This window comes from Marinomonas foliarum, assembly GCF_016906065.1.
Classification (GTDB): Bacteria; Pseudomonadota; Gammaproteobacteria; order Pseudomonadales; family Marinomonadaceae; genus Marinomonas; species Marinomonas foliarum.
Map to the genome: position 1 here is coordinate 2,810,798 of NZ_CP070273.1, position 13,073 is coordinate 2,823,870.

Genomic DNA, 13,073 nt, shown 5'->3' on the forward strand with positions numbered 1-13,073 from the left:
AACTGATAGAGTCGAGGAAATCGTGTGATGCACCAGTAGATAAGGAACACCATGAAAAAAATTAAAAATGAAGCCGCTCTTAGTAAAAAAGCCATTCAGGTTGGCGAAAATTATGCGCTTAAACGTGGCTACGCAGGCTTTTCTTCAACCATGTCGGCCAATGAAAAAACCGAAGCAATTTATCGATTATTGGTATTGGATAAGCTGGTGGTGGCATTGCCAGCGGATAAAGAAGACTTGCCAAGCATGAAGCACAAACTTGCGTTGTGGATTCAAAAGCTATTACCTAAAGACGATCCTCTTTTGAAGTAATAATAAGGCGCTAATCGCCAAAGGTATCGTGTTTCTCACTTCATGCATCAATTATGGTGACGTGATTTTTTGTGTTTAATTTTCTCTCCTCCTCTTCTTCTTCTTCTTCTTCTCATAAAAGATCACCATCCTATTTCTTTCTTCTATATCAATATTTACGAGAACGTGGACTTGTTTGTCGTATTTCTATACTTTATTTTAATTATGTTATAACGTAACATTTAAATTGTTGCTTATATATATTGAGAGGATGTTGTTGTGAGGGGAAACCTTAGTCTGCAAAGAATGCCACAATCGGTTGATTTGAAAAGTAGTCATTATAATTTGATTGATATGAAGGGCTTAAAGCAAGAGGACTCAGGTGAAAAGCCAGCCTTGCTGAGTGTTGTTAAGTCTTCTCATGAAGAGGTGCTTGCTGATATTTATCAAAACCACATCAGCATGGCGGTTTGGCAAAGACCCCTCGGGCATATTTCGCAATATACTGAGAGTTTATTGGAGTCTTCGCCTGACTTCGTTTTTAAATCTCAGGGAAGCTCAGAGTACTTAAATACTATGTTAAGGAAGCTTTTGCCCGAAGGTCAAGATAGGGATCTGTTTCTGGAGGATGTGACTCTATTAGTTGATATGTTCGCATGCTTATTTGACCTTGAAGAAGTCGGTTTGCGGTTGAATGTTTTGTCCAGTGCAATGTGTCCACGCTTCCACGTAGATAAAATTCCCTGCCGATTAGTATCGACGTATGCCGGAAGTGGCAGTGAATGGCTGCATGAAGCCCACGTAATTAGAGACCGCCTAGGACTGGGTGGTCATGTGACTGATCACAACAGCGGCTTACACGAAAAAGGGCGTATTAATAGATTAAAGGTGGGTGATGTAGCCTTAATGAAGGGAGACGAGTGGCCAACGTCTTTGGGGAGAGGTGTTGTGCATCGTTCGCCATCCGCAAGTCTTGAAAATAAGCGCTTATTTTTAAGCTTGGATATGATTTAGCAAATTGAAAGTTATCAGGTGTTATTACCACTCAATCGCTTGATTGTTCCAATCAAGATAAGCGGCTTTATTGTCCATGGTGACATTTTCCATAATGGATAAAAGCTGTGTCGCCACAAAATCTGCTGTAAAGAGCTTATCTTTTGGGACAGATCGCTGGAATGGTTTAGATAATGGAGTGTCTGTGGTGCCAGGGTGAAAAGCGATGAGCTTGACGTTTTTGGCTCTTCGGGCGTATTCCACTGAGCTGGTTTGAATCAGCATATTTAGAGCTGCTTTTGAGGATCGGTAGCTGTACCAACCTCCAGTTTTATTGTCTGAAATACTGCCAATGCGAGCGCTGAAAAGTGCCACTTGGGTATTTTTTTCGCCTTGTAAAATTGGTAATAAACGGCTGAGCCACAACATAGGGATGATAGTATTTGAGTGTAAAACGGCTGCTAACTGAGAGGCACTTATCTCTTCTAACTTCCTTTCCGGCGTCATGCTATCGTTGTGTAATATGCCATTACAAATCAATACCTTGGTAATTCTTCCTGAATAACCAGAAAGCGCTTGGCAAATTTTTTGAATACTCGCCTCACTGTAGTCTGATTCAAACCAATGTATTTTACTGGCAGTGTCTTCGCTTGGTAAAGCGCGGCTGATGGCAAAGATACCAAGGCAGTTTTGGTTTTCTTGAAATCGTTTTATAGTAGCTTGAGCAATGGCACTGCTGGCGCCAATCACAAGCGCATAAAAAGATGACATATGATGCTCCTAAATCAATGGTAACGCATTAAAGATCACAGCGATCTTTCTCACAGAGTTCACAGCGAGGTTTGCCAGTCACAAAGGATGATATTTGGTGGCGATAGCGTGCAAATACCTTGTAGCCCATATCTGCGAAAACGCGAATGACTGGCCAGCGCAGGACCTGCATCCATTTGTGTTTTTCTACTAGTTTCCAAGCAAGACACGTGACGTCTAATCCTTGGATAATCTTTCCATTGGTCAGCTGGCCGTGAAGTAATCTATCCGCTTCAACTGGATCAATATGCGGGAATTTCTCCGTGAAATTATCTGCGTGAATGTCTTCTAGTTGCAGTCTTTTTTTTGTATCTAAGGATTGAAGTGTCCGCATTTCTGCAGCGCAAAGAGGGCAATGGCCATCGTAGAAAATGGTTAGCATGTATCATTACTCTTTTAGTGAGTTTGTCGAGTAATGATACGTTTGGGAAAGAGACTTAGATCAGTTTGTTTAAGCTAGCACTATTAATAATGCGGGTATAAAACCAGCAAATGCATAATACAGACGAGCGATGTAATGCCAAAGTGGAGCGTCAAATAGGCTTTGTTTACATAGGATGGCTTCAACCATCTTGCTTCTAGCCAGAAAAGAGTAATGAAGCCTAGCAACAGCAATACGACTGACAATTCAGGTGTATTCAGCAGTAACGAGCACCATGCTGAGAGCAAAACGATATTAGAGGAAATCAATAATATTTTACCGGCACCACTTTCCGGTTGCTCTATTACTCGTCCCCAAATAATACCACTGAGAAAGCTCAGGATAATGGCTCCATAGGTTGCAAAAATTGTTACACCAGTTTTACCAAATAGAGTGCTGTGAGAAAGATTCAAATAAGTGGCTAAAATAAATGGAACTATGCTCAATGTAGCGAGAGTGACCACTACAGACTTATAAAAACGCATGTTGTTACCTTTGAAAAAGTACCGAAAAATATAAATATGAAAACAATGCGAATTATCTAACAAAATAGACTTTAAAACAGTACTTTATATCCTTGTTTTATCCTATTTATGTACAAATAAGTGTAAAGTTTTTTGTAGTGCTCTAATCAAGAATCGCCATTGAGCGAAATTGGGTCAACGAGTACAATGGTCGGCTATCATTACTTGAACATGATGCCAAATTGGCTCTCATGTCCTTATTTAACGAATTTTGCTTAAGGTGTGTTTAGAAATGCCAGCTAAAACAATGGATGAACTCGTCTCCCTATGTAAACGTCGCGGATTTATTTTCCAAGGCAGTGAAATCTACGGTGGTATGCAAGGTGCTTACGATTACGGTCCGCTAGGTATTGAATTAAAAAACAACCTAAAAGCCGCTTGGTGGCGCGCCATGGTTTATGAGCGCGACGATGTAGAGGGTTTGGATGCTGCGATCATTCAAAACAAACACGTCTACAAATATTCTGGTCATGAGGATACTTTTACCGATCCAATGGTAGATTGCCATGAGTGTAAATCTCGAATGCGTGCTGACCACATGAAAGATATTAAAGTCTGTGACAACTGTGGTTCTACCAATGTGACCGAGCCTCGTGATTTTAACTTGATGTTTAAAACCAACGTTGGCCCAATGGTGAACGAAGAGTCTTATACTTATCTTCGTCCAGAAACAGCACAGGGTATCTTCACGAACTTCAAAAACGTGGTTGACTCGACTTCCCGTACTTTGCCATTCGGTATCGCACAGATTGGTAAATCTTTCCGTAACGAAATCACACCACGCAACTTCATCTTCCGTGTTCGTGAATTCGAACAAATGGAGTTGGAGTTCTTCTGTAAGCCAGGTGAAGATGAGAAATGGCATGAATTCTGGGTTGGAGCACGTAAACAGTGGTGGTTAGATCAAGGTCTTGCCGAAGAAAATATCCAGTTTGAATACGTGACAGGTGACGATCTAGCTCATTATTCTAAATCTACTGTAGATATCTTGTACAAGTTTCCACATGGCTTTGAAGAATTAGAAGGTGTTGCGAACCGTACCGATTACGATCTAGGCTCTCACACGAAAGCACAAGAAGAGTTTGGTCTTTCTGCAAAAGTGAAAAAGAACGAGCATTCCACAGCTAAGTTGGCTATCCGTGACCTTGAAGCGAACAAATGGGAAGTTCCTTTCTGTATCGAACCTTCTGCTGGTCTAGATCGTGGCCTATTGGCTGTAATGACAGAAGCTTATACAGAAGAAGAACTACCAAACGGTTCGACTCGTACAGTGCTTAAGTTCAAACCGCATCTAGCACCGATCAAAGTTGCTATCATGCCGCTTAAGAAGAACAAGCCAGAGATCGTTGCGCTTGCGAAAGAGTTGAAGAACAAGCTGCAGAAACTAGGTCTTGGTCGCATTCTTTATGAAAACACAGGTAACGTAGGTAAAGGCTACCGTCGTCATGACGAAGTAGGTACGCCTATCTGTGTCACCGTCGACTTCGATTCTATCGAACAAGAAGGTGCACCAGTGACGGTTCGTGATCGTGACACAATGGAACAAATCGTTGTGCCAGCGGCAGAACTGCCTGCTTACGTGATTAACTATTTCATAAACCAAAACTAATTTTTGTTGATGACCTAAAAACCACGACTCGTTTGAGCGTCGTGGTTTTTTTTCGTCTATGATTTGGTCTGATGGAAAAAGTGAAGACAAAAAAAGACCGCAAGCTAGGTTACGGTCTTTGTGTGCATTTAGCACAAAGGGAAATTCAAAAAAGCATAAACTAGAAGACTACTTTTACTTTAGCATTATAGCGACGACCATCTAATACTTTGTTGTAAGTATCATAATCTACTTTTTCATCAAACAAATTGTATACGCCCGCATAAACAGACACTGCATTGGTTACGTTGTAGCTGATGCCTGTATCTACAAAGGTATAGGAAGGGATTGCTTCCTCCATTGATGTGCGGCCTAAACCTTCACTAGATGATCCTCGGTAGTTAACGCGAGTCCAAGAAGTTAGCTTAGGTGTTGTATCCCAGTTTAGTGTTGCATTAGCCATGTGTTCTGGCAGACGATTTAATGGTTTTCCGGCAAAATCACCCGTTTTTTGTTCTGAGTCTGTATAGGTGTAGTTCGCTGCTAAAGACACTGTTTCTGTGAATTGATGTGAAAAGGTAAGTTCAACTCCTCGCATTACTACTCGATCGACGTTTATGCGGTCCCTAGTGAAATCATAGATGTGGCCTTGATAGTTACAAGCCGAGTTACATAGTTCTCGCTCTGTGATTTTGTCTTTATAATTTGTATTGAAGATGGTTGCACTGATTTGTGTAGTTCGCTGATTATCCCAGTAAAGGCCAATTTCGTGGCTGGTACTTTCTTCTGGCTTTAAGTCTGAGTTACCTAGTATTACAGCGTTTCCGCCATTACCACCTGTTGCTTGTCCCCAGCCATCTGTTCCTTGACGAAGATCAGGTGAACGGTAACCTGTACTGATACCACCTTTAAGTGTCCAGTCAGGTGCAAAAGTCCAGTTACTATATAGTCGTGGTGATACGTTGGAACCGTAGTTTTCATCTTCGTTATAACGTAAGCCGCCTGTCACAGAGAGATCGTCAGTGACAAAATATTCATCTTCTACAAATAATGACGTGTTCCAACGAGTAAGCTCGTTCAGTCCATTCGAAAGAGTGTTGCTTTCGTCTTTTAGCTTTTGATAATCGAATTGTCCACCAAGGGTCAATATGTGAGCGTCGAATGGAAGTATTGTTTTGTTGTTTAGTACCGTATTTTGATAGTTCATATCGCGACTAGGGTTGTTGATTTCTTCGTGAGTTAGGTAAGTTTCAAGGTGGTTGCCACTTACCTTTGCATTGTGTGTGATGGCATAATGCTCACGATCGTACTCAACATCACTATCAGATGATGCCCTTCCTCCCGCAGATTTTCCTAAGCTGACCGTCCTGTTTTGTGTTTCTTTGCCAGCTTCAAAGGTTAGATTTTGTCTTTCTGACAAAATCCAAGAAAGTTTAGCTGTACCATTTGTAATTTCTTGATCTGCATAGCCATTAGCAATATCGTCTTCATCACGTTGTGAAATTTGACCATAAAGTTGTAAGCCGAGTTTGTCTTTGATTAAAGGGCCGCTCAGCATTAAGTCAGCCTGTTGGCTATCTCCTGACACTGAACTGTCTTGACGTGTTGTGCTTAATGACAGCTCACCACCCCATTTATCTTGTACTTTTTTAGTGATGATATTAATGACACCACCAAGCGCATCTGAGCCGTACAGTGAAGACATTGGGCCACGGATTACTTCGATGCGCTCAACAGCAGATAATGGTGGCGTCCAGCCTTGCTCGATACCTGGACCATCACTATTTGGTCTTGTCTCACGTGAGCCTTGGCGTTTTCCATCGACAAGTATAAGAGTGTATTTGCCGCTCATTCCACGCATGGAGATATCACTTGATGAGCCACCGCCTGTTACCATAACACCAGGCACATCTTTTAAGGCATCTGTGACATCTCTATAGGCTTTCTTTTCAAGCTCTTTTTGGGTAACGACAGTGATAGACGCAGGGGCATCAGTGATTTGTTGCTCATACCCAGAAGCCGACACAACCAATTTATCTAGGTCAACAGTATTCTCTTCTGCTAATAGCGTTGCTGAATAAGTGGTAGCACTGATTAACGCTGCCAGTGTTGTAAGTTTATAATTGCGAGCTGAAGGGGCCATTATGAACAATTTCTCCATAGTTGTGTTGGAACTAATTTTGTATAATTAAGTTCTAAAAGATATTAAGAATGCTTATCATTTGTATTATCTAGCAATATGATTTTTTTGTGTTGATACGCTCTGTTCCTTTTTTTGCAACAACTTTTAAAAAGGGTCCGTGTTTAGGGCATTTAAAAATGAGTCAAGGGAAAGTAAATGTACGATTTAAATGAAGTGAGGACGTTTGTGTCCGTTATGGAGACAGGCAACCTTAAGGATAGTGCACAGGAGCTTGGTGTATCAAAATCCACGTTAAGTCGCCGCATTAGCCACTTAGAAGAGGCGTTGAAGCAACCCTTATTACGCCGCCAAGCCAATCGATTGATTGCCAACGAAGCGGGTATAAAATTTTTACCTTTTGCCAAAAAACTGCTCCATGTCGCCGATGAAGGACACAAAGCGGTTGAAGAATTGAAAGATGAAATTAGTGGGTCGTTAGTTGTGTATGTTCACACAACGCTAGTTCGAGGTTGGTTTTCGGGACTCATGTTTGATTTCCTAGAAGAGTTTCCTCAGGTCAATATTGAAGTCCGCACTGGCAATCAGTTGTTCCAAGAAATAAAAAGCAACGATATATGCGTGTGGGTTGGTGAGCCGGTTAATGAACAGTTACGATCTGAGCAGATTGGTGCTCTATGCCAAGGTTTGTATGCCAGCTCAGACTATTTGGAACGCATTGGTATGTTAAATCATCCGACAGAGCTTAATCATTACGCTTGGGTTGATACCTTAAAGAATGAACAAAACAACATCACCCTAGAGCATGAGATAGAGGGCGATGTATCGTTTGATCTGCCGCAATCACGTCTTACGGTAGACCAATATATTTTGCATGCAGAAGCTATTATTCAAGGTAAAGGCGTTGGCTTATTGCCCCATTATTTTGCAGATAAACATATAAAACGACATCCTGAAGTGTTTGTCTCGTGCTTGCCTGAATGGCAGGGCAAGCCACTTCCGGTTTATCTGCAATATCCTTTTGGTCACCTACCCAAAAAAATGCAGACACTGATCCAATATCTACGAGAAGAAGCGAAAGCATTTTATTGACGATAGTTTCAGCGCTTGGTTATCAGAAGATAGCAAAGCGCCGAGGTCTGACGAAAGGTGGGCTGATTAAGGTGCCTGTTGCCACCAAGGCGTTAACGGCGGCAAATCGATAATGGAAAATATACGACCAAATTCTGGAGTGCTTAACGTCACTTCACGACGCTCAGCTTCAGTAACTACCCGATCAAACGGATCATGCCAGGTATGAAACGCCAAATCAAAAGTGCCATTATGAATTGGCATCATCACTTTACCCTGTAAATCCATATGTGCTTGAATACTTTCCTCTGGCTTCATATGGATATCCGCCCAGTCTTTATCGTAAGCGCCTGTTTCTACCATGGTGAGATCAAATGGCCCGTACTTGTCGCCAATCTCTTTAAATCCTGAAAAATAGCCAGAATCACCGCTGAAGAAAACGCTTTCTTGTGGCGTTTTAATGACCCAAGATCCCCACAAGGTGGCATTGCCATCGCCCATTCCACGACCAGAAAAATGTTGTGTAGGCGTAAAGGCAACCAAACCTTGGCGAGTCTGAAGTTCTTGCCACCAATCGAATGTAACAATTTTATTGGCCTCGACTCCCCAATTAATGAGATCCCCATCGACTCCTTTTGGCACCAGAAACTGTTGCGTTTTCGCGAGCAAAATTTTGATGCTCGCTTTGTCTAAATGATCGTAATGATTATGGGAAATCAAGACTTTATCGATAGGAGGTAAATCTTCTAAACTAATTGGCGGCTGGTGGAATCGTTTTGGTCCAACAAACTGAAACGGTGATGCACGATCCGAGAATACAGGATCAATCAGCCAATACTCTCCATAGACTTTTAATAAAATAGAAGAATGACCAAGTTTAACCATATGCAGCGTATCACTACTCAGCGCCTCTAAATCGGCTCGGCTAACAGGTCGTAACGGAATATTAATATCTGGTGTGGTGTCGACTTTTTTCTCAGTAAAAAAACGAACCCATAACGCCGCAGTATCAGAAAAAGACATAGGGTTACGTGGTGCAGTATTATGAAACTTCAAGCCTTCATAAGGAGCAGACGTGACTTCCTCAATAGGGCTCACTTTTGCCTTAATACTATTATTTACGATATAAATCGCCAGACCCAGCATAACGATCAAGGCAGCAACAAGCTTGATGAAAAACATAGAACACCACTTTTAAATTAGATAGTTGATTATAATTTGGGCTAATGGAATAAAAACAACACAATAAAAAAGAAAAGAATTAGAAGGATGGATATGGTTACTATTGAAAAGATGACGACTCAACACCTAGCAGAGGTTATTACACTGGGTGTTGTGGAAGCGCAGAAGCAGTTTGTTGGTAGCATTGATGACATTCTAAAAAATGCCAATGCGCAAATACGTCCCCATGTTATTTTCACAGAGGATCAAATAGTTGGCTTCTTTTTGATCGATACCACGTACGCAGAAAAATATGACTTTGTCAGTCAATCTCATTCAATCGGCCTGCGTAGCTTCTTTATTGACAAAAAGTATCAGGGAAAAGGTTATGCAAAACAGGCGATCTTGGCGTTATCAAACTACCTAAGCGAAGCTTATCCTAATCATTCAACAATCTACCTCACGGTAAATTGTCAAAATCCTATCGCCAAGGGACTGTATTTAAAGGGTGGGTTTGAAGACACCAACACCCTTTACCATGGCGGTGCTGCGGGTCCACAGCACATTATGGTCAAGGCGTTGGTGTGAGGCGTGTGTTGCTTATAGAACCATTGCGGCAATCCAAGCAAAAATAACCATGCCAAAGTTAGCGTGCATAAAGGTAGGAATCACCGAGTCACGCACGTGATCGTGTTGGCCATCGGCATTGAGGCCAGAGGTCGCGCCAAGAGTGATAGTCGACGCAGGAGAGCCAGCATCACCCAATGCTGCAGAAGCGCCTAACAAGGCGACGGCTGCCATTGGCGAAAAGCCTAGCGTCAGAGCAAGGGGAATATAAATGGGCGCTAGAATCGGCACACTGGCAAAGGAGTCACCAAAGCCGATGGTAATGAACAAGCCAACAATCAACATTATCGCAGCGGCTAGCGCTTTGTGATCACCAATCAGTTCAGCCGAGGCTTGTACCAAAGGCTTAATTTCCCCAGTTGCTTCCAAAACGCCAGCAAAGCCAGACGCGATGGTAATAATCACTGCAATCTGCACCATCATGCGCATGCCTTGCGTGAAGACATCGTCTTGCTGGTCCCAACGGAAAATACCGGCAAGGGATAAAATCATAAAGCCAAGCATGGCGCCAACAAGCAATGAATCAAAAGTGACTTGAAACACCAAAGTGACCGCAACCGCAATCAGCGTCATCACCAATTGAAATGGTTTGATTACCGTGTCTTTGGTTTTCTCTAGATGTTCTAAGGCAACGTCATTCGTTGTGTAGTCGCGCGGTTTGCGGTAAGAGAAAAACACCGCTACCAACATACCCGCAAGAATTCCCATCACCGGCAAAAACATTGCTTTTGGTACCATGTCAGCCGTCACCGCTAAACCGTAGGCAGAACCAACGTCGTTGACGTTTGCTAGCAGAATTTCATTTAAGAAAATCGCCCCAAAGCCAGTTGGTAACAACAAATAACTTGAGCTGATAGAGCACGCTAATACACAGGCAATGGCGCGGCGGTCGATGCGTAATTTATTAAAAATCACCAACAGTGGGGGAATCATCACGGGAATAAACGCAATATGAACAGGCACCGCGTTTTGCGACAAAATCGAAGCAACCATGAAAATTCCATAAAGCAGCCACTTCACCTTACTTTGGTGTTTTGTATCTTCATTGCCCAGCATGCTCACCAACTTTCTAGCGAGTAAATCGAGCACACCGCTGCGAGCAAGAGCAACCGCAAGAGCACCCACCATAATGTAGGTCATACCAACTTGTGAGCCGACCAACAAATTGTCATTGATCGCGGCAATGGCTTCTTCAGTAGACAATCCACTGTGCAAACCGCCCACTAAAGCGGAAGCAATCAAAGCAATCGTAACTGGCACTCGCGAAACACAAAGGAAAATCATCAGTCCAATCGCCAACACCACAGAGTTAATTGGCAAACTACCAGGATTCAGAATTCCAAAACCTAAGATTAAACAAACCACACAGGCAATAGCCATCACCTTTAATGGTGGCTTATTAGGCACATTCATAACGTTTTCGTTCATAGCATCCACATTTTGTATTTGGGGAGAAGAGATAGGCAGCGCCGTTAGCACGGCAGAAGGATTGAGCAAAGACCTATTCACAGAAAATAACGCGACTAATTTAATTTTTAATCGATCAACTGTAAACGGATTTATCGAGGAAATGTTTCGCAACTAACTATGTTAGGTAGAGAGACACCCAAAGTGAACACAAAACGGCGAATGTCTATTAATTCACTCGCCCATAAAAGGTTTTGCTTGCCGCTTCGGACAGTGTTATGTCAGTCCAATCTATGCCTTCTACACGTTAGGTCAGAAGATAAATATTTATACAAAAGGGTTTACTAGGCAATCTATCTTAAAGCGAATTTTTGCTTTTCTTTAAACTGAAGTTTTTGGGCGCTAGCAAAAAGTTACCCGTTTAGCCTTTTTCTGAATTGAAGAGCGGAATAAAGGCTGGGAATACAAAGCGTTCGAATGGAGCTTAAATTCCCCGTCGGGCTAAAGCCGCGACCTACCTTACAATTGGCAAGGCCGGGGTGAAAAGGGGTATGAAGACCCCTTTGCTTGAAGAAAGGGGAGGGAACAAAACCGCCCTATACGTCATTTGACGTATAGGGCTAAGTCATTTCGCGCATACCTTTCTTTCAGTGATTTTTTAATACTGGCTCTACAGATTAGAGGTTTTCTAAAAACCTCACCTGAAGACTCAAAAATATTATAAATCACAATAGGACGGCTCCAACTATGAAAATCAAAACGCTTACTTCTGCGATTGTGCTCTCTGGTGCAACGCTTATTGCGCTTCCTTCGCTGGCAGCAGACACAATTAAGGTCGGTGTGTTGCACTCCTTGTCTGGCACCATGGCGATTTCTGAAACCACGCTAAAAGACACTGTCTTGATGATGGTGGATGAGCAAAACAAAAAGGGTGGTTTGTTAGGTAAGAAGATCGAAGCTGTGGTGGTTGACCCAGCATCAAACTGGCCATTGTTTGCAGAAAAAGGTCGCGAGTTATTAACCAAAGACAAAGTGGATGTGATTTTTGGTAGTTGGACATCGGTTTCTCGTAAATCGGTATTGCCAGTATTGGAAGAGTTGAACGGTTTAATGTTCTACCCAGTTCAGTACGAAGGCGAAGAGTCGTCTAAAAACGTGTTCTACACAGGGGCTGCGCCAAACCAACAGGCGATTCCTGCGGTGGATTATTTGATGAACGATCTTGGCGTAGAGCGCTTTGTGCTCGCTGGAACAGATTACGTTTACCCTCGTACCACCAACAAAATTCTTGAGGCGTACCTAAAAGCCAAAGGTGTTGCAGCAAAAGACATCATGATCAACTACACGCCATTTGGTCATTCTGATTGGCAGTCTATCGTATCTGACATCAGTAAATTCGGTAGCGAAGGTATGAAAACTGCCGTGGTGTCTACTATCAATGGTGACGCAAATGTACCTTTCTACAAAGAATTGGGTAATCAAGGTATTTCATCTGAAGACATTCCTGTTGTGGCTTTCTCTGTTGGTGAAGAAGAGCTTTCTGGTTTAGATACAAAACCATTGGTTGGTCATTTGGCGGCTTGGAACTATTTCCAAAGTGTTGAAACACCAGAAAACGAAGCCTTTATTAAAGCGTGGCATGCCTACACTAAAAACTCTGATCGTGTAACCAACGACCCAATGGAAGCCACTTATATCGGTTTCAAAATGTGGGCGAACGCAGTAACGAAAGCGGGCACAACAGATGTTGATGCGGTTGAGCAAGCCATGATCGGCCAAACAACGCCAAATCTAACCGGTGGTGTTGCGGTAATGAACAAAAACCATCACTTGAGCAAACCTGTGCTAATTGGCGAGATCCAAGACAATGGTCAGTTTGAAGTGGTTTGGGAAACCGATGGCGTGGTGGCGGGTGATGCGTGGTCTGACTTCTTACCAGGTTCTAAAGATCTGATTTCAGATTGGACGGCGCCGATTAAGTGCGGTAACTACAACACCAAAACCAAGTCGTGTTCTGGTCAGAATTATTAATTTGACCCA

General features: G+C 42.5%; 12 protein-coding genes. 6 read left to right on the forward strand and 6 right to left on the reverse strand.

The features are described from left to right. Positions 1-51 precede the first annotated feature (51 nt). Both JSY38_RS13055 and JSY38_RS13060 read left to right on the forward strand, forming a co-directional pair. Positions 52-312, forward strand: a complete 261-nt coding sequence (locus tag JSY38_RS13055; RefSeq protein WP_168822450.1) for a DUF5062 family protein — start codon at positions 52-54, stop codon at positions 310-312. Positions 313-597: 285 nt separating this feature from the next. Next, positions 598-1,305: a DUF1826 domain-containing protein gene (locus JSY38_RS13060; RefSeq protein ID WP_205113554.1), complete on the forward strand. Its 708-nt coding sequence runs from the start codon at positions 598-600 to the stop codon at positions 1,303-1,305. Between the two features lie 24 nt (positions 1,306-1,329). On the opposite strand, the gene JSY38_RS13065 is transcribed toward JSY38_RS13060, so the two are convergent. From JSY38_RS13065 to JSY38_RS13075, 3 genes are all read right to left on the reverse strand, one after another. Next, positions 1,330-2,055 carry an SDR family NAD(P)-dependent oxidoreductase gene (locus JSY38_RS13065; RefSeq protein ID WP_205113555.1) on the reverse strand — a complete coding sequence of 242 codons (726 nt, stop codon included), beginning with the start codon at positions 2,053-2,055 and terminating at the stop codon, positions 1,330-1,332. Between the two features lie 28 nt (positions 2,056-2,083). Continuing rightward, a complete protein-coding gene (locus tag JSY38_RS13070; RefSeq protein ID WP_205113556.1) occupies positions 2,084-2,476 on the reverse strand; it encodes a thiol-disulfide oxidoreductase DCC family protein in 393 nt (130 codons plus the stop codon). Between the two features lie 83 nt (positions 2,477-2,559). Further along, on the reverse strand, positions 2,560-3,000 hold the full coding sequence (locus tag JSY38_RS13075) for a DUF3429 domain-containing protein (RefSeq protein ID WP_205113557.1): 441 nt from the start codon (positions 2,998-3,000) through the stop codon (positions 2,560-2,562). A gap of 271 nt (positions 3,001-3,271) precedes the next feature. On the opposite strand from JSY38_RS13075, the gene JSY38_RS13080 reads away from it, so the two are divergent. Then, positions 3,272-4,648 carry a glycine--tRNA ligase gene (locus tag JSY38_RS13080; RefSeq protein ID WP_205113558.1) on the forward strand — a complete coding sequence of 459 codons (1,377 nt, stop codon included), beginning with the start codon at positions 3,272-3,274 and terminating at the stop codon, positions 4,646-4,648. A 160-nt stretch (positions 4,649-4,808) separates the two neighbouring features. Here JSY38_RS13080 and JSY38_RS13085 read toward each other — a convergent pair whose 3' ends face one another. Next, a complete protein-coding gene (locus tag JSY38_RS13085) occupies positions 4,809-6,770 on the reverse strand; it encodes a ligand-gated channel protein (protein WP_205113559.1) in 1,962 nt (653 codons plus the stop codon). A gap of 195 nt (positions 6,771-6,965) precedes the next feature. On the opposite strand from JSY38_RS13085, the gene JSY38_RS13090 reads away from it, so the two are divergent. Continuing rightward, positions 6,966-7,859, forward strand: coding sequence for a LysR family transcriptional regulator (locus JSY38_RS13090; RefSeq protein ID WP_205113560.1), 894 nt, complete (start codon positions 6,966-6,968; stop codon positions 7,857-7,859). 66 nt (positions 7,860-7,925) lie between these two features. Here JSY38_RS13090 and JSY38_RS13095 read toward each other — a convergent pair whose 3' ends face one another. Further along, positions 7,926-9,020: an MBL fold metallo-hydrolase gene (locus JSY38_RS13095; protein WP_205113561.1), complete on the reverse strand. Its 1,095-nt coding sequence runs from the start codon at positions 9,018-9,020 to the stop codon at positions 7,926-7,928. Between the two features lie 93 nt (positions 9,021-9,113). On the opposite strand from JSY38_RS13095, the gene JSY38_RS13100 reads away from it, so the two are divergent. Next, positions 9,114-9,587 (forward strand): GNAT family N-acetyltransferase, encoded by a 474-nt coding sequence (locus JSY38_RS13100; RefSeq protein ID WP_239543971.1) that lies wholly within the window; start codon positions 9,114-9,116, stop codon positions 9,585-9,587. Positions 9,588-9,599: 12 nt separating this feature from the next. Here the strand turns inward: JSY38_RS13100 and JSY38_RS13105 are convergent, their stop codons facing one another. Beyond that, the gene (locus tag JSY38_RS13105; protein WP_205116820.1) at positions 9,600-10,940 is read right to left on the reverse strand and encodes a Na+/H+ antiporter family protein; all 1,341 of its coding nucleotides are present in this window, start codon (positions 10,938-10,940) and stop codon (positions 9,600-9,602) included. A gap of 840 nt (positions 10,941-11,780) precedes the next feature. Between JSY38_RS13105 and urtA the strand changes: the two genes are divergently transcribed. After that, the gene (urtA, locus tag JSY38_RS13110) at positions 11,781-13,064 is read left to right on the forward strand and encodes an urea ABC transporter substrate-binding protein (RefSeq protein ID WP_205113563.1); all 1,284 of its coding nucleotides are present in this window, start codon (positions 11,781-11,783) and stop codon (positions 13,062-13,064) included. Positions 13,065-13,073: the final 9 nt, after the last annotated feature.